Source organism: Intrasporangium calvum DSM 43043 (assembly GCF_000184685.1).
Lineage (GTDB): Bacteria > Actinomycetota > Actinomycetes > Actinomycetales > Dermatophilaceae > Intrasporangium > Intrasporangium calvum.
In genome coordinates this window covers 671,932-689,740 of record NC_014830.1, presented here as the reverse complement: position 1 = coordinate 689,740, position 17,809 = coordinate 671,932, and the positions used below count along the sequence as shown (strand labels likewise).

Genomic DNA, 17,809 nt, shown 5'->3' with positions numbered 1-17,809 from the left:
CGCCTCGTGCGGCGCGTGGGCCGGTCCCTGTCGACGTCGGTGGGAGCTGAGTCCGCGCCGGTGTGTCCAGGGGTGTAGAGGTCGGTGGTCCGCAGTCTAGGCGGTGTCGCGCGCCAATGCGGGCGTCGGCTGCGCGACGGCGAGGCGGCGCATGGTCTCGATCGCCTCGGCGACGTTGCTCACCTCGATGACGTTGATCCCATCAGGCATCGGTGAGTCGTCCCGGCTCCCTCGTGGGACGACGGCGTGCCGAAATCCCAGCCGAGCCGCTTCAGTGAGCCGGCGACCGATTCCCGTTGCCCTGCGGACCTCCCCGGCGAGCCCGACCTCACCGATGGCGATCGCGTCGACGGGCAGTGGCCGGTCGAGCACCGACGAGGCGAGGGCGCAGACCAGCGCCAAGTCGGCTGCCGGCTCCGTCACGCGCACCCCACCGACCGTGGCGGCGAAGATGTCCTGCGCGCCGACGGGTGCACCGGCTCGCTTGTCGAGGACGGCGATCACCATGGCCAGCCGGGAGGCATCCAGACCGCTCGACGTCCGCCGCGGCGAGGGGAGGGTCGAGGGAGCGACGAGGGCCTGGACCTCGGTGACGAGCGGACGACGACCCTCGAGCGTGACGGTGACGCACGTGCCGGCGACCGCGGTGAGGCGGTGGGACAGGAAGAGCCCGCTCGGGTCGGGCAGACCGATGATCCCCGTCTCGGAGAGGTCGAAGCACCCGACCTCGTCCGTGGGCCCGTAGCGGTTCTTCACCGCGCGCACGAGCCGCAGCCGCGAATGGCGGTCGCCCTCGAACTGCACGACGACGTCGACGAGGTGCTCCAGCACCCTCGGGCCCGCGATCGATCCGTCCTTCGTGACGTGCCCGACGAGCAGCACCGACATCCCGCGGTCCTTGGCCATCCGGATGAGGCTCGCGGCCACCTCACGGACCTGGGAGACGTTGCCGGCCTGCCCCTCGACGTCCGCGCTGGCGATCGTCTGGACCGAGTCCACGACGAGCAGCTGGGGTGAGCTCGCCTCGACGTGGCCGAGGACGGTCGCGAGGTCGGTCTCGGCGGCGAGGTAGAGCCGGTCGGCAAGGGCGTCGATCCGGTCGGCTCGGGCTCGGACCTGCGCGGCGCTCTCCTCACCGCTGACGTAGAGCGTCTGAGCACCCTGCCGCGCCGCGCGCGCCGCCACGTCGAGCAGGAGGGTGGACTTGCCGATGCCGGGCTCCCCAGCCACGAGGACGACCGCGCCGGGGACGAGGCCGCCGCCGAGAACCCGGTCGAACTCCGCAACGCCGGTCGGGCGGGCGGCCGCGCTCGTCAGGTCCACCTCCGCGATGGGCGTGGCCGGTCGCAGCACCTGAGCCGGGACGGTGCGCGGCGCCGTCCCGCCTGCCGTCTCGGCCACCGTCCCCCACGCCTGGCACTCGCCGCACCGACCGACCCACTTGGCGGTCGTCCAGCCGCATTCCGCGCATCGGAAGCGAGGTGACTGACGGCTCGTCGACTTGGTGGCCATGGCCGCAACCGTAGAGGTGCCCGACGACAGCGTCGGAGAGCAACGCCGACCGTGGGATCATGCAGGCATGGAATCGCTCCTGCCCTACGTGCTCGCGCTCCTTCCGACGGTGGGCGTCACCTGGCTCTTCTTCATCATCATCCGCAACATTCTCGAAGGTGACCGACGAGAGAGAATTGCCGTGGCCAAGTGGGAGGCCGAGCGCGCGGCGGATAATGATCGCAATAGCGGCGCCAAAACGTAGCAGCGTACCGCATTTGCCGCCCCGGCCGCTTCATCCACAATTGCCATCCCGACTTCGACGACAATGCCAATTACGTGTAAATTGGCTCGCGACGCGAATGCGCCGCATTCACGCCACGTCAATTACCATCACGACACCAGATGGAGAAACATGGCTCAGCGAGTCGAAGTCGTCCTCATCGACGATGTTGACGGCGGTCCCGCCGACGAAACCGTCAGCTTTGCGATCGACGGGGTCTCGTACGAGATCGACCTCAGTGACAAGAACGCGGCGAGGCTGCGTGACGAGCTGGCGTCCTGGACCGGCCACGCGCGCCGCAGCGGCGGCTCGCGCGGCGGACGCCGCCGTGGCTCCGCCGGGGGCGGGGCAAAGCGGAACGACCTCGCGTCGGTCCGCGAGTGGGCCCGGGCCAACGGGCACCAGGTCTCTGACCGCGGCCGGATCTCCGCCGAGATCCAGGCGGCCTACGACAAGGCGCACTGACGGCGCGCCGTTCGAGGGGCCACCTTCCGAGGATGGTGGCCCCTCGAGCTCGTCCAAGGCAGTTCGGTGACCGGCGGGCGGAGGCTCGGAGGCCAGCCGTCAGGTGGCCGGCGCGGCGATCTCCACCGCCAGGTCCCCGTGCGCCGCGACCCGGTCGAGCACCTCGTTGAACCACAGCTGTCGCAGCTCCTCACCCGCGGCGCCCGCCTCGACCTCCGCCCAGGTCCGCGGGGCGGCGACCGTGGGGGCCTCGCGCCCTCGGAGCGAGTACGGGCAGACCGTCGTCTTCGCCGCCACGTTCTGGCTCCAGTCGAGGAAGATCTTGCCGGGCCGCAGGTCCTTGGCCATCTTCCAGACGATGCGGTCCGGATGCCGCTTGGTCAGCTCCTGAGCCAGCTGCTGCACGGTGTCCCGGATCTGGTCGCTCGAGTGGGCGCCCCCGGGCAGCCGTGCGTACAGTTGCATGCCCTTGCTCCCGCTCGTCACGGGCACGGTCGCCAGACCGATGTCCGCCAGCCGGTCCCGGACGATCACAGCGACCCCCGAGACCTCCCGCAGCCCGGTCCCGGGCCCCGGATCCAGGTCGATCACGAGCCGGTCGGGGTTGCGGGGAACGGCGTCAGGGCCTTCACCTTCGAAACGCCATTGCGGCACGTGGAGCTCGAGCGAGTTGAGATTCGCGAAGAAGGTGAGCCCCGCCAGGTCGTCGATGAAGGGGAACACCGGGTCTCGCCCGGCCCGCCGAATCCACTCGGGGACCCCTGCCGGCACGTTCTTCTCGAAGAACTGGAGGTCGCCGACCCCGTGCGGATACCGAATTCGGGTCACCGGCCGGTCGGCCAAGTGGGGCAACAGCACCGGGGCGATCCGCGCGTAATAGTCGATGACCTGCGCCTTTGTCGTCCCGGTCGCTGGAAACATCACCTTTTCCAGGCTGCTCAGCCGCATCCGCCGGCCCTCGACCTCGACGGCCACCTTCTCGCCGTTCTCGTTCCGCTGCCGGCCCGGCATCAGACACCTCCGTCGAGGAGGTCCTCGACGTCCTCGGGCGTGAGGTCCTCCCGCAGCCGCTTGAAGGCGGGCTGCCGAAGGCGTCCCTGGTGCCCGAGGCCGAGCGACTCGACGTCCGCGATGAGGACGGGGTGCACCCAGTGCGCCCCGACCGAGTCCTCGGCGGGGAGCGCGGCGGCGAAGGGCGAGGCCGCACGCTCCAGCGGGGCCAGGGCCTGACGCAGTGCGTCCCCCGCTCGCCCGGCGAGGCCGGCCCCGACCCGGCCGACGAAGCGCAGGCCGTCCGGGCCGGGCGTGCCGACGAGGACGGCGCCGAGGCGGTCCGGGACCGTTCCGGTGGACTCGGGCCGCCACCCGCCGATCACGACGGACGCGCTTCCCCGGTGCGGCGACTTGAGCCAGTCGGGCGATCGGACACCCGGCCGGTAGACGGAGCTGGTGCGCTTGCTGACGATCCCCTCCAGGCCCTGCTCCCGGGTGGCGGCGTGCAGGAGGTGTCCGTCCTCGAAGATCGGCGGCGTCTGCCAGCGCGCCCCATCCAGCTCGAGGCGCTCCAGGGTGGCGCGTCGGTCGGACCAGGCGCGGCCGAGGAGCTCGACGCCGTAGAGCCGGAGCAGGTCGAACGTCATCAGCGTCACCGGGCTGCGTTCCGCCAGGAGCATCGCTCGCCTCGCGTTCGTCACATGGAACCGCTCGGCGAGGAGGCCGAAGGACGGCTTCCCCGCATCGAAACAGACGATCTCCCCGTCGAGCAGCATGTCGGCATACTCACCGGCGAGCCCCGACATCTCCGGAAAGGCCACCGTGACGTCGCGCTCGGTTCGTGACGTGAGGCGCACGCTCCCCTCGCTGACATCCGCAAGGATGCGCATGCCGTCCCATTTCACCTCGTGAATCCACGCGTGGCCGGCAGGAATCGTCGGCGCTGGCGTCGCGAGCATGGGGCGCATGGGTGCATTCTTGTTCTCATGCGAGCCATCTGGAAAGGCGCAGTCTCCTTCGGACTCGTCAACGTCCCGGTCCGCCTCTTCTCCGCGACCGAGAATCACGACGTGCAGTTCAGGCAGGTCCACGTGAAGGACGGAGGTCGCATCAAGTATCAACGGGTGTGCTCGATCGACGGCGAGGAGGTGCCCTATTCCGACATCGCCAAGGGTTACGAGACGGCCGACGGCCAGATGGTCGTCCTCACCGACGAGGAGATGAAGTCCCTGCCATCACGGTCGTCCAAGGAGATCTCCATCGAGAAGTTCGTTCCGTCGGACCAGATCGACCCCCTCCTCTTCGACCGCTCGTACTACCTGGAGCCGGACAAGACCGGTCTCAAGCCCTACGTGCTGCTCCGCGATGCCCTGGCGAAGGCAGACCGCATGGCCTTGGTCACCGTCTCCATCAGGACCCGCATGACGCTCGCGGTGCTCCGGGTCCGAGAGGGGGTCATCGTCCTGCAGACCCTCCTCTGGTCGGACGAGATCCGCAGGCCGGAGTTCGACTACCTCTCCGAGGACACGCACGCCACCGACAAGGAGCTGGCGATGGCCTCGTCCCTCGTCGACTCGCTCGCCGGCGACTACGAGCCGGACGAGTTCGAGGACGACTACTCCGAGGCGGTCGAGGCGCTCGTGTCGAGCAAGATCGAGGGTGGCGAGGTCAAGGAGACCCCCGCTGCCCGCCCCGAGGAGACCGAGGTCGTCGACCTCCTCGCGGCCCTGCAGCGCAGCGTCGACAAGGCCAAGGCGGCGAAGTCCGGCGGCGCCTCGACGAGCGAGATCCGGCAGGACGAGGCTGAGGAGCAGCCGGCCCAGCCGGCTGCCCGGCAGGCCGCCGCACAGAAGGGGAGCTCAACGGGCGCGCCCAAGAAGGCCGCCTCCACGCAGACCACGGCGAAGCAGACCCCGGCCAAGAAGTCGACCACGAAGAAGGCCGCCACGAAGAAGGCCGCCACGAAGAAGGCCGCCACGAAACGCAAGGCCAGCTGACCGACCACCACCTGACCCGCCAGACCCGCCCCAGACCTGCCCCAGACCTGCCCCTGACGCGCACCCGACCGACCGGGGCGGGGCTCGGGGGTCCCCCGCCACCGCCCGACGACGGTCGGCAAGGATGGGCCCATGCAGACCGTCTCCGTCGAGGAACTGAGCTCGAGACTCCAGTCACTGCCGCCCAACCCGCGCATCGTCTGCAGCGGCAACATGGCCATCCCGTGGGAGGGCGTCAGCGTCGTCGACCAGGCGCTGCCGTCGTACGTCCTGAACGCCCTCAATGCGCCACCCGGCCTGCCTGAGCGCGACGGCGTCACCGTCGAGACCTGTTTCGTCGGGGCGGGCATGCGCCGCCACCCGGGCCTGCGTTACGTCCCGTCCCGACTCTCGCTGGTCCCGCTCCTCTTCACCCGGACCCTGCTGCCCGACGCCGTGCTCATCCACTGCGCTCCACCCCGCGACGGACAGCTCAGCCTCGGTGTCGAGGTCAACGTCCTGCCCGCCGCCATCGAGGCGTGCCGGGCCCGCGGCGGCCTCGTCATCGCGGTCGTCAACGAGCGGATGCCCTATACCTTCGGCGACGCCCAGGTGCCGGTGGACCACGTCGACGTGGCGCTCGAGATCGACACCCCGCTGGCGGCCCACACCCCGGGCACCCCCGACGACGAGAGCGCCGCGATCGGCGAGCGGGTGGCCTCGATGGTCCTCGACGGCGCGACCATGCAGCTCGGCATCGGCGCCGTGCCGGACGCGACCCTCAACGCGATCATCGGCCGCAAGGAGCTCCGCGTCTGGACCGAGATGTTCTCCGACGGGGTCCTGGCCCTCGACGCGGCCGGGGCGCTGGACCGGGACCACCCCCTCGTCACGTCGTTCGTCTTCGGCAGCCAGGAGCTGTACGACTGGGTCGACGGCAACCCGTGGGTGCGGATGCTGCGCACCGAGAAGACGAACGACCCCGGCCTCATCGCCCAGCAGCGGCGGATGACCTCGGTCAACACCGCCCTCGAGGTGGACCTCTTCGGCCAGGCCAACGCCTCCCGCATCAACGCGCGGATCCACTCTGGCTTCGGGGGCCAGACCGACTTCATCGTGGGCGCCCTCCACTCCCCCGGTGGCCAGTCGTTCATCGCCCTTCGCTCCTGGCACCCGAAGGCGGACGTCTCGACGATCGTGCCGCTCGTCGACGAGCCGGTCACGAGCTTCCAGCAGAGCGCGATCGTCACCGAGAACGGCGTCGCCCGACTGTGGGGGCACGACGAGCGGGAGCAGTGCCGTGACCTCATCGAGGAGTGCGCCCACCCACGCGTTCGGGACGAGCTCTGGGAGGAAGCGGCAGAGCTCGGGCTCGCTTGAGCGCCAACCCCGTCGAATGGTTCCGTATGCCGCTGAGCCGGCTCAGCGGCATACGGGACCGTTCGTGCGGGGCTGAGTCGTAGCCTGTGCGCATGACGACTGCGGAACGACCGGTGGCGGTGGTGACCGGCGCGACCCGGGGGATCGGACGGGCCATCGCCGAGGACCTCGCGGTTGACCACCACGTCGTGGTCGGTGGGCGCAGCGAGGAGTCGGTCCGCGACGTCGTCACGTCGCTCCCCTCTGCGGAGGGTTTCGTCGTGGACCTGCTCGACTGTGCGCCCGGTGGGGCGCTGGAGGCGGCTCTCGCCGCCCTGGTGCCGCGCCTCCCGAGGGTCGACGTGCTCGTCCACTCCGCCGGGGTGCTCCACCGGGGGCGGATCGCCGACCTGTCCCTCGCGGACTGGGACGCTGCGATGCGCGTGAACCTCGTTGCGGCAGCAGGCATCACCCGCGCCCTGCTGCCCGGCCTGCGCGCGGCGCACGGGCTGGTCGTGGCCATCAACTCGGGAGCCGGGCTCACGTCCGGGCCGACGATGGGGCCGTACTCCGCATCGAAGTTCGCGCTCCGCGCCTTCACCGATGCGTTGCGCGAGGAGGAACGGGACAACGGCGTGCGCGTCACCTCCATCTACCCGGGGCGCGTCGACACCGACATGCAGCACGAGATGATCGACTTCGAGGGTGGACCGTATCGGCCGGAGGTGTACCTCCGCGTCGACTCGGTCGTCCGTGCGGTCCGGCTCGCCGTGGACGCGACACCCGAGGCCTCCATCGACATGGTGAGCGTCCGACCGCGCGGGTTCCGCGGCTGACCATCACGACCACAACGGTCGCTGCGGTGCTTCAGATGCGGCTGGCCCCGCGGGTCGGGACGATGGCGAACTGGGCGAACGCGAGCGCCTCGACCAACGCCGCCTCGCGTTGGTCCGGAGCCATCTTGCGCGTGCCCACCTCGACGATGACGTCGCCCGACCAGCCCGTCGCCGTGAGGTGCTCGAGCACCTCCCCGCACGGCTGCGTGCCGCGGCCCGGGACGAGGTGCTCGTCCTTGAAGGAGCCGAGCCCGTCGGCCAGGTGCACGTGCGCCAGCCTGGCGCCGAGCTCACGGACCATGTGCAGCGCATCCGAACCTGCTGTCGCCGTGTGCGACAGGTCGATCGTCACGTTGTCGTAGGGCTGGTCGACGGGGTCCCAGTGCGGGAGGTAGGCGAGCATCTCCCGTCGAGCCGTCCGCCACGGGAACATGTTCTCCACCGCCAGCCGGACACCGGTGTCGTGCTCTCGAAGGGCGATGCCGTCGACGAAGCCCGCGGCGTACTCCCGCTGCCACCGGAACGGCGGGTGCAGCACGACCGTCGGGGCGCCCACCTCGAGCGCGAGGTCGATGGAGCGGTCGACCTTGTCCCACGGGTCGGTGCCCCAGACTCGTTGGGTGAGCAGGAGCGTCGGTGCATGCACCGAGGCGATCGGCACGCCGTGGTGCTCGCTCAGCGCCCGCAAGGCGCCCGGCTCCTGCGTCACCGGGTCGGTCCACACCATCACCTCGACGGCCTCGTAACCGAGCCGCGCGGCCATCGCGAAGGCTGTCGCCGCGTTGTCGGGGTACATCGCGGCCGTGGAGAGCCCGATGCGGATGGTCATGGGGACCATTCTGCGGCACGACCCGCAGGCCCACGGGACGAGGGCAGGGGTGGGCGTCCTACCCGGCGCTGAGGGGGTCCAGGCGGCGCAGGATGAGCCCCTCCCGAAGGGCCCAGGGGCAGATGTCGAGCCGGTCGACACCCAGGAGGTCCATGGCCGCCTCGGCGACGAGCGCACCGGCGAGCAGCTGCTGGGCCCGCGCTGCCGAGACCCCCGGAAGCGCGGCCCGCTCCGCCGCGTCAAGGCCCTTGAGCCGGTCCACGATCGTCGCGAGGTCGGCCCGGCGCAGCGCCCGTGGGACGAAGGGTCCGTCGTCCCGGGGCGCGGCCCCCGCGATCCGGGCCAGCGAGCGCATCGTCTTGGAGGTGCCCACCGCGCGGTCTGGGTGGCCTGCGGTCAGCAGCGGTCGGACCTGTTGGGCCAGCGAGGTGCGGATGTAGGCGCGGACGGCCCTCGTCTCGACCGGGCTCGGGGGGTCCCCGGGCAGCCGTTCGCGCGTCAGGCGGCCAGCGCCGAGCGGCAGGCTGATCGCGGCGTCGGGCTCCTCGTCGATCCCGGTCGCGAGCTCGAGAGACCCCCCACCGATGTCGATGACGAGCAGCCGACCACTCGACCAGCCGAACCAGCGGCGCACCGCCAGGAAGGTCACCCGTGACTCGTCGACGCCACTGAGCACCTCGAGGGCGACACCGGTCTGCTCGCGGACCCGGGCGATCACGGCCTCGCCGTTGGGGGCCTCCCGCAGCGCCGAGGTCGCGAAGGCGAAGAGGTCCTGGACGCCGTGGTCCTCGGCGATGCCCAGGCACTCACGCATGAACTCGACCAGCCGCTCCACGGTGGTCTCGCTGATGAGCCCCTCCGGAGTGATGTGCTCCGAGAGGCGCAGGTCGATCTTGTGGGAGAACGCCGGCAGCGGATGGGCGCCCGGGTGTGCGTCCACGACGAGCAGGTGGACGGTGTTGGACCCGATGTCGATGACGCCAAGGCGCATGGCCCGACCCTACCCGGGAGGACCGGCCACCCACGGCTTCCAGGAGTCGAGGGCTCAGGGAGTGCGGCGGCTCAGGGTCAGCGAGGCCAGGGCCAGGGCCAGCGCGATGAAGCCCGCCACGACTCCGAGGTCGGAGGCGACTTCGGCCACCGGGTCCGTGAGGGCGGTGATGCCCTTCATCGCGTCCACGGCGTAGGACAGGGGCAGGAGGTCAGAGACCCAGCGCAGCAGGTCCGGCAGCTGGTCACGCGGGACGAGGAGGCCGCACAGCAGGAACTGGGGAAGGAGGAAGGCGGGCATGAACTGGACGGCTTGGAACTCGGTGCGGGCGAAGCCGCTCGCCAGCAGCCCGAGCGAGGTCCCCAGGACGGCATCGAGGACGGCGACGAGGACGAGGAGCCAGACCGGGCCTGCGACGTCGAGGTCACAGACCCAGGTGGCGAAGGCCGTGACGAGGAGCGCCTGGACCGTGGCCAGGGCGCCGAAGCCGAGGGCATACCCCAGCATGAAGTCCGCCTTGCCCATCGGGGTCGTCAGCAGTCGCTCGAGGGTGCCCGACTGCCGCTCGCGCAGGGTTGCGACGGACGTGACGACGAACATGACCACCATGGGAAAGACGCCGAGCAGGGCGGGGCCGACCTGGTCGAAGACGGGCGTGTTGTCGTAGATCCAGGCCAGCAGGCCGATGAGGACCATCGGGACCACCATGATCAGGGCGATGGTGCGATGGTCGGTGCGGACCTGTCGGAGGACGCGCGCGGTGGTGGCGAGAGTCAGCCCGGGGTTCACCGCACGTCCCTTTCGTCGGTGGCCTCGACCAGGGCCAGAAAGGCGGTGTCCGCATCCGTCGTGCCGGTCATGGCAAGCAGCTCGGCCGGTGTCACATCGGCCAGGACCCGCCCCTCTCGCAGCAACACCAGCCGGTCGCAGCGGGTCGCCTCGTCCATCACGTGGCTGGAGACGATGAGCGAGTAGCCCTGCGTGGCGAGGTCGCCGAAGAGGTTCCAGAGGTCTCGGCGCAGCACGGGGTCGAGCCCGACCGTCGGCTCGTCGAGGACGAGCAGGGTCGGTCTGGCGACGAGGGCGCAGGCCAGGGACACGCGGGACTCCTGGCCACCCGACAGGTCGCGGACCAGGTCGTCGGCGTGGGAGACCAGGTCGACCTCGACCAGCGTCCGGTCCACGGCCGACCGCAGGTCCCCCCCGCGGAGCCCGACAGCCCGGCCGAAGTAGGCGATGTTCTCGCGGATGGTCAGGTCGAGGTAGACGCTGGGGTCCTGCGTGACGTAGCCGACCCGGTCCCGGACCGCTGGCGACCCGGCCGCGTGCCCGAGCACCGTGACCGTGCCCGACTCGATGATCTGGACCCCGACGATGGCCCGCATCAACGTCGTCTTCCCCGAGCCGGACGGACCCAGCAGGCCCACCACCTGCCCGGGTGGCACCACGAGGGAGAGGTCCGGCAGGACGCGCCGCTTCCCGCGGACGACGTTGAGCCCACGGATGACGACCGCCGGCCCTCCCTCGGTCTTGGTCATGCCCCCGAATCTAGCGTCCGCGCGGATCCGTTGACGGGCCCCCCGTGCGGATCGACAATCGAAGTGTCCGGTCCGCCTCGGATCGACGGACCCGCATCTGAAAGAGGGTCGATCCCACCATGAAGCGAGGGATGCAGCTCCAGGATCTGCTGCCGCTCGTCGCTGGCGTCTACGCCTTCCTGTCGCCGATCTGGACGACGACGACCGACCGAGCGACCATGACCATGGTCGTCCTCGGCATCATCACCGCACTCGCCGCCATCGCGGAGCTCGTGCGGCCTGATGCCATTCCGCTCGAAGGCCTTCTGGTCCTGCTCGGCGTGGCGTTCTTCGTCTCGCCGTGGGTCATGGGCTTCAGCGCAACCGCCCCGATGGCCTGGACCGCCTGGATCATCGGCGCCGTGACGTTCCTCGTCGGAGCGGCCGACGTCCAGCTGACCAGGGTCCACCACCGCGACACGATGGCCGCGCAGCACTGACGGCCAGCAGACCGACAACGGGGCCCGCGGCGCAGGTCCGCCGCGGGCCCCACCTCGCCACCCGCGACCACCCGGACTCGTCCGGCCCCTGGTCGGGTCCACCACGTAGGGTGAGGCGGTGGCCGAAGCACCCCTCGATCTCCCCCGCGTCTGGGTCGAGTTCACCGACCCCGCCGATGCGAACCAACGGTTTCGCTGCGACCTCACCTGGCTGACGAGCTCGTGGACGTGCATCTTCGGCAACGGCTGCCACGGGATCTATGCCGACCGCCCAGATGACGGGTGCTGCACGCTCGGGGCCCACTTCACCGACAAGGACGACCTCGACCGGGTGGCTGCCGTCGCGGCCGAGCTCGGCGACGACGAGTGGCAGTTCCGGGACGTCGGCACCGCGACCGGACGCCGGGCGGACTGGGTCGAGAAGGAGGACGGCGCCCGCAAGACCCGGGTGGTCGACGGGGCGTGCATCTTCCTCAACCGCCCCGGCTTCCCGGCCGGCGCCGGCTGCGCCCTGCACCAGCACGCCGTGCTGACCGGGGTCCAACCCCACACCGCGAAGCCCGACGTCTGCTGGCAGCTGCCGATCCGCCGCTCCTACCGCACGGTCGAGCTGCCCGACGACACGAGCTACCTCGAGGTCACCATCACGGAGTACGACCGGCGCGGCTGGGGCCCCGGCGGTCACGACCTCGACTGGTACTGCTCCGGCAACCCCGAGGCCCACGTGGGCCGGGAGCCGGTCTACCGCTCGAACGCCCCGGAGCTGATCGAGCTGATGGGCAGGCCTGCCTACGAGGAGCTCGCGATCCGCGCCGAGGGGCACCTCACCCAGGTCCGCGCCGTCCGGGCGCGCGGAGCCCACCAGCTGCTCCCGCTCATCGTTCACCCCGCCACGATCGAGGCCCCCCGCGGCAGGAGGTCCACGGCATGAGCGACATCATCCCCTCGCCGAACATCTGGGACACGCCGGACGTCTACGAGACCGAGAACCGAGGCGTCGACCGTGCCGGCGTCATCGAGACCGCGATGCGCGCCGTCCAGGACTGGGCCGGGCGCGACGTCGTCGACATCGGCTGCGGCACGGGCTACCACCTGCCGATGTTCGCCCAGACCGCTCGCTCGGTGCTGGGCGTCGAGCCGCATCCTCCGCTGGCCGCCCTTGCCGCACAACGGGTTTCCGCGATCCCGCACTGCTCCGTCCGCGAGGAGGGAGCGGCGGCCATCGGCGTCGCGGATGCCTCGTTCGACGTCGCCCACGCACGCTGGGCCTACTTCTTCGGTCCTGGCTGCGAGCCCGGGCTGGCCGAGCTGGACCGCGTCATGCGCCCCGGCGGCGCCGCGTTCGTCATCGACAACGACGCGTCTCGCTCGACGTTCGGCAGCTGGTTCCGACGCGCGCTTCCGGCGTACGACCCGCGAGCCGTCGAGCGGTTCTGGTCGCGTCAGGGCTGGTCCCGCGAGCGGCTCGACATCCGCTGGGAGTTCGACACGCGGGACGAGTTCGAGGCGGTCCTCCGCATCGAGTTCGCTCCCGACCACGCCGACCTCATCCTCGCGGAGCAGCCGGACGCCACGGGCGTCGACTACGCAGTCAACCTCTGGTGGCGCCGCTACTGACGACCTCGCGCACCTCGCCCTCCGTGCCCTCCGTGCCCTCCGTGCGCCCCGCGCGGTCGCTCTCGCAGCGTGACCGCGCGACCCAGCCCAGCGGCATACGGCATCGTCGGGGGGGCTGGTCACTCGTCGAGGTCGAGCGCGAGGTCGACGATCGGCGAGCTGTGCGTCAGGGCACCCACCGAGACGAAGTCGACACCCGTCGCCGCACACTCCGCGACGCTCTCCAGCGTCAACCCGCCCGTTGCCTCGATCTCGACGGGTTCGCCTGCCGCCCGGAGAAGCTCGACCGTCTCGCGCAGCACCGGCACCGCCATGTTGTCGCACATGATGAAGCGGGCACCGGCGTCATAGGACTCCTGCGCCTCCGCCGGAGTCTCCACCTCCACCTCGATCCGTACCTGTGGGAACGTCTCGCGGACCAACCGGTAGGCCGCTGCCACTGAGCCGGCCGCAAGCTTGTGGTTGTCCTTGACCATGGCGACGTCGTAGAGGCCCATCCGCTTGTTGGTGCCACCGCCGGCGCGGACGGCGTACTTCTCGAGCAGTCGCAGGCCGGGTGTGGTCTTGCGCGTGTCGAGCACCCTCGTGCTGGTGCCCTCGAGCGCGTCCGCCCAGCGGCGCGTGTGCGTGGCGACGCCGGTGAGCCGGCTCATGATGTTGAGGATGGTCCGCTCCGCGGTGAGGATGACCCGCGTCGAGCCCTCGAGGCGGGCAATGACGTCTCCGGGCTCGATGCGGGTGCCGTCCGGTGTGACCACCTCGACCCGGGGCACCTCGGTCCCGAAGAGCTCGGCGACCGCCTGCAGCACGATCTCGATGACCGGGCCGCCGGCGGTGACCCCCGGCTCACGCGCCACGACCCGGCCGACCCGGACCTGGCCCGCCGGGATCGTCGCCAGCGTCGTCACGTCGAGCCCCTCGGGACCGAGGTCCTCACGCAGCGCCGTCGCGACGAGAGCGCGGGCCGCGGCCTCAGGGAAGTCGTTCATGCTGCTCCTCGGGAGGGGTCTGGTCGAGGTCGAGGCCCGTGAGGTTCTCGGGCGGCACGGGCTCCACCGTGACCGTGAGCTCCCCGTCAGGTCCGCGACGAATCACCGTGTGGTGCAGGAAATGGGCATCATCACGCTCCGGAAAGTCCTCCCGCACATGGCCGCCGCGAGTCTCCTCGCGCAGCGACGCAGCCAGGGCCAGAGCCTGACCGAGGTGGACGAGGTTCGTCGTCTCCCAGCTCTTGGGGCTGCCCTTCTTGCCATCGTCGGCAGCCGCGACCTCAGCCAGCCGGCGCTGGGTCGCCGCGAGCGAGGTCCTCGACCGCACGGAGCCGGCTCCGGCGGTCATGGCGCGCTGGACCGCCAGGCGCCGCTTGCCCCGGACCAGAGCCGGCCGGTCCGCGGTCGAGGGGACCTGCCCCACGGATGTCGGCTGGGGCAGCTCGCCCGCCGCGAGGCGCCGGGTCAGGTCGTCCGCGATCCGACGCCCGAAGACCAGGCCCTCGAGGAGGGAGTTGCTCGCCAGGCGGTTGGCGCCGTGAACCCCCGTGCACGAGGTCTCGCCACAGGCGTACAGCCCCTCGAGGCTGCTGCGGCCGACGAGGTCGGTGCGGACGCCACCACTGGCGTAGTGCTGGGCCGGCGCGACCGGCAGCAGCTGGGTGGCCGGGTCGAAACCCAGCTCGCGGCATCGCTCGACGATCGACGGGAAGCGCTGCTCGAGGAAGGCGGCGCCCAGGTGCCGGCAGTCGAGGTGGACGTGGTCGGTGCCGGTGGCCCGCATCTTCGCGATGATTGCCCGCGCGACCACGTCACGTGGCGCGAGATCAGCGAGGGGATGCAGGCCCTGCATGAAGCGCTTCCCTTCCGCGTCGACGAGGAAGGCACCCTCCCCGCGCACCGCCTCGGAGATGAGCGGCTGCTGTCCGGTCGAGCCCTCGCCGAGGTAGAGGACGGTCGGGTGGAACTGGACGAACTCGAGGTCGGCGAGCTCGGCGCCGGCGCGCAGGGCGGCGGCCATCCCGTCCCCCGTGGCGACCGCGGGGTTCGTCGTCGACGCGTAGATCTGACCGAGCCCGCCCGTCGCGAGGACCACCGCGCGGGCGTGGGCGGCGCCGACCCCGTCGACCTGGCCCTCCCCGATGACGTGGAGCGTCACGCCAGAGACCCGACCGCCCTCGTCGGAGAGCAGGTCGACGACGAGGGCGTGCTCGATCACCTCGATGCCCGGGTCGTCCCGCACCCGGTCGAGGGCCGCGATGAGGGCCCGGCTGATCTCGCGGCCCGTGGCGTCCCCGCCGGCGTGGAGGATCCGGTCCCGGTGGTGACCGCCCTCACGGGTGAGGGAGATCGCGCCGGTCTCGCCCCGGTCGAAGTCCGCCCCGATGGCGATGAGGTCCCAGACGGCGTCGGTCCCCTCGTTGACGAGAGCGCGGACGGCGTCGACGTCGCAGAGGCCGACGCCCGCGAGCAACGTGTCATGGATGTGCTCCTCCGGGCTGTCGTCGGGGGACATGACAGCGGCGATGCCGCCCTGGGCCCACGCCGTCGAGCCCTCGTCGAGGACGGTCTTCGTGACGAGGAGGACGCGGTCGACGCGCCGCCGCAGGCGCAGGGCGGTGGTCAGGCCGGCGATTCCCGAACCGACGACGATGACGTCCGCCGTGGCGGTCCAACCGGGCGCGGCGGCGCGCAGGAGCCGCGGGATCGTGATGTCGCTCGCGTTCATCGCGGGCCCCTCGGGTGGGAAGTCACGACCCATACCGTATGCCGCTGGGCTCGCTCGCGCCTGCACCGTCCGTCTCGCGCCACGACCTCCAGAGCGGGGCTGGGACTGGCTCGGCCCGGAGGATACGCTCCCGGGGTGACGCACCAAGGGGTCGCGTGGAGCAGGCACTCGACTGACGGTGCCGGCGGTTCGGTCGCGCGGTCGCTGCCGTGGGTGCTCATCGCCGTCGGCGCGGTCGGCCTGCTGTTGCCGTGGCTGCTCTCCCCGGTCGCCTCCGACGAGCGCTACCACTACGTGGCCGCGCCTGAGCGAATGGATGACAACGTCCTCAACGTGCTGCCGTGGACCAGGGACGACATGGCCTGGCGCTTGCGGGGCGGTCGCATCGCCCCGATCGGTGTCTTCATGCAGCAGGTGGTCTACCTCCTGGGCATGCAGCTCGCGCACGCGACGGGGGTGCCGCTCTACGTCGTGCACGGCCTCGTCAAGTCGTTGCTCCTCGCCGCGGTGGTCGTCGCCTTCTGGCTGCTGCTCCGTCAGCTGCGGAGGTCCGACGGCGGTCGGCTCGACCCCGGGACCATCCGGACCGCGGTGCTGCTCCTCGGCGCGGCCACCGTGATCGGCGTGACGACTGCGTCCCCGTCGCGCAACGGGTGGACCACCTTCGTGGTGCTCTGCATCGGGGGCGTCGTGTTGATGTTCCTCACCGGGGCGCTGTCACTGTGGGTGCTGAACAGGTGGGCTCGCTGGGGCTGGCTCGGCCGAGCACTCGGGCTCCTCGGACTTTCGGTGACCGGCGCCGCCCTCGTGCTGAGCTATGAGCTGCACTGGGCCGCGGTCGTCTTCGCTGGCTGCCTGCTGGTGCTCTCGGGCCGAGCGTCATTCCGGTCCGTGCGTCGACAGCCCGGCGATGCGGCGCGGTGGGCCGCAGTCAGCAGCCTCCTCACCGGATTCGTCGTCGCGACGCTGTGGACCCGCGCGGTCATCAGCGCCAACGTGCGGGACCGCTACACCGGGGTCGAGCTCGACCTCGACGCCCTGCCAGTCCTGCGGACGACGGCCCTGCAGCTGGTCAATGCTCTCCCCGGCACCGGTATCCCCAGGACGCTGTACGACCTCACCACCGCCCAACCCACGCCCCGTCCCTTCGGAGGCTTCGGGTGGTTCTGGGGCCTCACGCTCGCCCTCGGCCTGCTCGTCCTGCTCCTTCGCCGGGACGGGCTGCCGGAACCCGCTGCCGCCACAGCGGACCGGGCGACGCTGCGGGCGCTCGGCGGGGCGCTCGCCGTCAGTGCGCTCAGTGCCGCCGTCGTCCTCTCCGTGTCCGCGCAGTCCCACCAGATCGTCACGCACCCGGGCGACACGTACCGCGGCACGCCGTGGATCTGGGTGTGCCTCGCCGGGATCGTCGTCGTGGTGCTTCTCGGGCTGGGACGGGATGGCCGCGCTCGCGGCCGAGCCCTCGTCATCGTGCCCGTGGCGGGAGCCCTCGTGGCCGGGGCGATCGTCTGGCCGTACACGGTCGCGGCGATCGAGACCCAACGCGGGTCCGTGGACTACGTGATCTGGGAGAGCGCCCAGGCGCAGTTGATCTCGGGCAGCAGCACACCGGACGCGGTCGCGCACCGGTGCCTGCTGTCGAGGCAGGCGCGGGCCTGGGCCGGTGACAGCTCGTACCGGAAGGCCTACCTGCCCCTGTACGAGTCAGCGTTCGCCCATCGCTGGGAGCGCCCGTGGTGCCCCACCGACACCTGACCAGCGCGTCTCGCGCGAGTGCTGGTCGTCGCGCTACTCCTGGTAGTCGTGGTGTCGCTCAGTCACCGCCGACGTCTTCAGCCCGAACCCGTCCGGCACGTCACCGGCGTCATGGCCCACCTCGACGATCCGGTTCTGCCGGTCGACGAAGACGACCTGCGCCTCGTGCGACCGCGCCTCCTCGTCGTCCATGCAGGCGTAGGCGATGATGATCACCGTGTCGCCGGGCGAGATGAGCCGGGCGGCGGCGCCGTTGATGCAGACGATGCCCGAGCCGCGCTCCCCCTCGATTGCATACGTCGTGAGCCGGCTGCCGTTGTCGACGTCGACGACGTCGACCTGCTGACCGGGCCACAGGTCGGCCGCGTCCATGAGGTCGCGGTCCACGGTGAGTGAGCCGACGTAGTGCAGGTCGGCCTGCGTCACGGTCGCCCGGTGGATCTTGGAGTGGAGCATGAATCGCTGCACGGTGGGACCAG

19 protein-coding genes are annotated in these 17,809 nt (G+C 71.0%); 9 read left to right on the top strand and 10 right to left on the bottom strand.

The window, feature by feature from the left end; genetic code table 11:
• Positions 1 to 96: 96 nt before the first annotated feature.
• Positions 97 to 1,512: a DNA repair protein RadA gene (radA, locus tag INTCA_RS03180; RefSeq protein WP_013491496.1), complete on the bottom strand. Its 1,416-nt coding sequence runs from the start codon at positions 1,510 to 1,512 to the stop codon at positions 97 to 99.
• Between the two features lie 67 nt (positions 1,513 to 1,579).
• Between radA and INTCA_RS19760 the strand changes: the two genes are divergently transcribed.
• On the top strand, positions 1,580 to 1,756 hold the full coding sequence (locus INTCA_RS19760; RefSeq protein ID WP_013491495.1) for a hypothetical protein: 177 nt from the start codon (positions 1,580 to 1,582) through the stop codon (positions 1,754 to 1,756).
• A gap of 150 nt (positions 1,757 to 1,906) precedes the next feature.
• On the top strand, positions 1,907 to 2,239 hold the full coding sequence (locus tag INTCA_RS03175) for a histone-like nucleoid-structuring protein Lsr2 (RefSeq protein ID WP_013491494.1): 333 nt from the start codon (positions 1,907 to 1,909) through the stop codon (positions 2,237 to 2,239).
• Positions 2,240 to 2,338: 99 nt separating this feature from the next.
• Here the strand turns inward: INTCA_RS03175 and ligD (INTCA_RS03170) are convergent, their stop codons facing one another.
• Together ligD (INTCA_RS03170) and ligD (INTCA_RS03165) are read right to left on the bottom strand one after the other, a co-directional pair.
• Complete coding sequence (gene ligD, locus INTCA_RS03170) at positions 2,339 to 3,250, bottom strand: non-homologous end-joining DNA ligase (protein ID WP_013491493.1); 912 nt, start codon at positions 3,248 to 3,250, stop codon at positions 2,339 to 2,341.
• Positions 3,250 to 4,200, bottom strand: coding sequence for a non-homologous end-joining DNA ligase (gene ligD / locus INTCA_RS03165; protein ID WP_013491492.1), 951 nt, complete (start codon positions 4,198 to 4,200; stop codon positions 3,250 to 3,252). Before ligD (INTCA_RS03165) ends, ligD (INTCA_RS03170) begins: the two co-directional genes overlap by 1 nt.
• 18 nt (positions 4,201 to 4,218) lie before the next feature.
• Between ligD (INTCA_RS03165) and ku the strand changes: the two genes are divergently transcribed.
• The 3 genes from ku to INTCA_RS03150 all read left to right on the top strand — a co-directional run bounded on the left by ku (position 4,219) and on the right by INTCA_RS03150 (position 7,403).
• Complete coding sequence (gene ku, locus INTCA_RS03160) at positions 4,219 to 5,229, top strand: non-homologous end joining protein Ku (RefSeq protein ID WP_013491491.1); 1,011 nt, start codon at positions 4,219 to 4,221, stop codon at positions 5,227 to 5,229.
• A 132-nt stretch (positions 5,230 to 5,361) separates the two neighbouring features.
• Entirely contained in the window at positions 5,362 to 6,588 is a 1,227-nt protein-coding gene (locus INTCA_RS03155) for an acetyl-CoA hydrolase/transferase family protein (RefSeq protein WP_013491490.1), read from the top strand.
• A 92-nt stretch (positions 6,589 to 6,680) separates the two neighbouring features.
• Positions 6,681 to 7,403, top strand: coding sequence for an SDR family oxidoreductase (locus INTCA_RS03150; RefSeq protein WP_041307216.1), 723 nt, complete (start codon positions 6,681 to 6,683; stop codon positions 7,401 to 7,403).
• A 31-nt stretch (positions 7,404 to 7,434) separates the two neighbouring features.
• Here INTCA_RS03150 and INTCA_RS03145 read toward each other — a convergent pair whose 3' ends face one another.
• From INTCA_RS03145 to INTCA_RS03130, 4 genes are read right to left on the bottom strand one after another with little or no spacing between them, the layout of a single operon-like run.
• Positions 7,435 to 8,232 (bottom strand): sugar phosphate isomerase/epimerase family protein, encoded by a 798-nt coding sequence (locus INTCA_RS03145; protein WP_114609326.1) that lies wholly within the window; start codon positions 8,230 to 8,232, stop codon positions 7,435 to 7,437.
• A gap of 58 nt (positions 8,233 to 8,290) precedes the next feature.
• Positions 8,291 to 9,223 carry a Ppx/GppA phosphatase family protein gene (locus INTCA_RS03140; protein WP_013491487.1) on the bottom strand — a complete coding sequence of 311 codons (933 nt, stop codon included), beginning with the start codon at positions 9,221 to 9,223 and terminating at the stop codon, positions 8,291 to 8,293.
• Between the two features lie 54 nt (positions 9,224 to 9,277).
• A complete protein-coding gene (locus tag INTCA_RS03135; RefSeq protein ID WP_013491486.1) occupies positions 9,278 to 10,012 on the bottom strand; it encodes an ABC transporter permease in 735 nt (244 codons plus the stop codon).
• Positions 10,009 to 10,761, bottom strand: a complete 753-nt coding sequence (locus INTCA_RS03130; RefSeq protein ID WP_013491485.1) for an ABC transporter ATP-binding protein — start codon at positions 10,759 to 10,761, stop codon at positions 10,009 to 10,011. Before INTCA_RS03130 ends, INTCA_RS03135 begins: the two co-directional genes overlap by 4 nt.
• Positions 10,762 to 10,880: 119 nt before the next feature.
• On the opposite strand from INTCA_RS03130, the gene INTCA_RS03125 reads away from it, so the two are divergent.
• From INTCA_RS03125 to INTCA_RS03115, 3 genes are all read left to right on the top strand, one after another.
• Positions 10,881 to 11,240: an SPW repeat protein gene (locus INTCA_RS03125; protein ID WP_013491484.1), complete on the top strand. Its 360-nt coding sequence runs from the start codon at positions 10,881 to 10,883 to the stop codon at positions 11,238 to 11,240.
• A gap of 118 nt (positions 11,241 to 11,358) precedes the next feature.
• Complete coding sequence (locus INTCA_RS03120) at positions 11,359 to 12,171, top strand: DUF3109 family protein (protein WP_013491483.1); 813 nt, start codon at positions 11,359 to 11,361, stop codon at positions 12,169 to 12,171.
• Positions 12,168 to 12,857 (top strand): class I SAM-dependent methyltransferase, encoded by a 690-nt coding sequence (locus INTCA_RS03115; protein WP_013491482.1) that lies wholly within the window; start codon positions 12,168 to 12,170, stop codon positions 12,855 to 12,857. The genes INTCA_RS03120 and INTCA_RS03115 overlap by 4 nt, the downstream gene beginning before the upstream one ends.
• Before the next feature lie 119 nt (positions 12,858 to 12,976).
• On the opposite strand, the gene nadC is transcribed toward INTCA_RS03115, so the two are convergent.
• Positions 12,977 to 13,846 (bottom strand): carboxylating nicotinate-nucleotide diphosphorylase, encoded by an 870-nt coding sequence (nadC, locus tag INTCA_RS03110; protein WP_013491481.1) that lies wholly within the window; start codon positions 13,844 to 13,846, stop codon positions 12,977 to 12,979.
• Complete coding sequence (locus INTCA_RS03105) at positions 13,830 to 15,575, bottom strand: L-aspartate oxidase (protein ID WP_013491480.1); 1,746 nt, start codon at positions 15,573 to 15,575, stop codon at positions 13,830 to 13,832. Before INTCA_RS03105 ends, nadC begins: the two co-directional genes overlap by 17 nt.
• A gap of 135 nt (positions 15,576 to 15,710) precedes the next feature.
• Between INTCA_RS03105 and INTCA_RS03100 the strand changes: the two genes are divergently transcribed.
• The gene (locus INTCA_RS03100; RefSeq protein ID WP_013491479.1) at positions 15,711 to 17,330 is read left to right on the top strand and encodes a hypothetical protein; all 1,620 of its coding nucleotides are present in this window, start codon (positions 15,711 to 15,713) and stop codon (positions 17,328 to 17,330) included.
• A 33-nt stretch (positions 17,331 to 17,363) separates the two neighbouring features.
• On the opposite strand, the gene panD is transcribed toward INTCA_RS03100, so the two are convergent.
• Positions 17,364 to 17,798, bottom strand: coding sequence for an aspartate 1-decarboxylase (gene panD / locus INTCA_RS03095; RefSeq protein WP_041307215.1), 435 nt, complete (start codon positions 17,796 to 17,798; stop codon positions 17,364 to 17,366).
• Positions 17,799 to 17,809 lie beyond the last annotated feature (11 nt).

Coding starts and splice junctions, on each gene's coding strand:
- radA (WP_013491496.1), bottom strand. CDS start 1,512: ATGGCCACCAAGTCGACGAGCCGTCAGTCACCTCGCTTCCGATGCGCG.
- INTCA_RS19760 (WP_013491495.1), top strand. CDS start 1,580: ATGGAATCGCTCCTGCCCTACGTGCTCGCGCTCCTTCCGACGGTGGGC.
- INTCA_RS03175 (WP_013491494.1), top strand. CDS start 1,907: ATGGCTCAGCGAGTCGAAGTCGTCCTCATCGACGATGTTGACGGCGGT.
- ligD (WP_013491493.1), bottom strand. CDS start 3,250: ATGCCGGGCCGGCAGCGGAACGAGAACGGCGAGAAGGTGGCCGTCGAG.
- ligD (WP_013491492.1), bottom strand. CDS start 4,200: ATGCGCCCCATGCTCGCGACGCCAGCGCCGACGATTCCTGCCGGCCAC.
- ku (WP_013491491.1), top strand. CDS start 4,219: ATGCGAGCCATCTGGAAAGGCGCAGTCTCCTTCGGACTCGTCAACGTC.
- INTCA_RS03155 (WP_013491490.1), top strand. CDS start 5,362: ATGCAGACCGTCTCCGTCGAGGAACTGAGCTCGAGACTCCAGTCACTG.
- INTCA_RS03150 (WP_041307216.1), top strand. CDS start 6,681: ATGACGACTGCGGAACGACCGGTGGCGGTGGTGACCGGCGCGACCCGG.
- INTCA_RS03145 (WP_114609326.1), bottom strand. CDS start 8,232: ATGACCATCCGCATCGGGCTCTCCACGGCCGCGATGTACCCCGACAAC.
- INTCA_RS03140 (WP_013491487.1), bottom strand. CDS start 9,223: ATGCGCCTTGGCGTCATCGACATCGGGTCCAACACCGTCCACCTGCTC.
- INTCA_RS03130 (WP_013491485.1), bottom strand. CDS start 10,761: ATGACCAAGACCGAGGGAGGGCCGGCGGTCGTCATCCGTGGGCTCAAC.
- INTCA_RS03125 (WP_013491484.1), top strand. CDS start 10,881: ATGAAGCGAGGGATGCAGCTCCAGGATCTGCTGCCGCTCGTCGCTGGC.
- INTCA_RS03115 (WP_013491482.1), top strand. CDS start 12,168: ATGAGCGACATCATCCCCTCGCCGAACATCTGGGACACGCCGGACGTC.
- nadC (WP_013491481.1), bottom strand. CDS start 13,846: ATGAACGACTTCCCTGAGGCCGCGGCCCGCGCTCTCGTCGCGACGGCG.
- INTCA_RS03105 (WP_013491480.1), bottom strand. CDS start 15,575: ATGAACGCGAGCGACATCACGATCCCGCGGCTCCTGCGCGCCGCCGCG.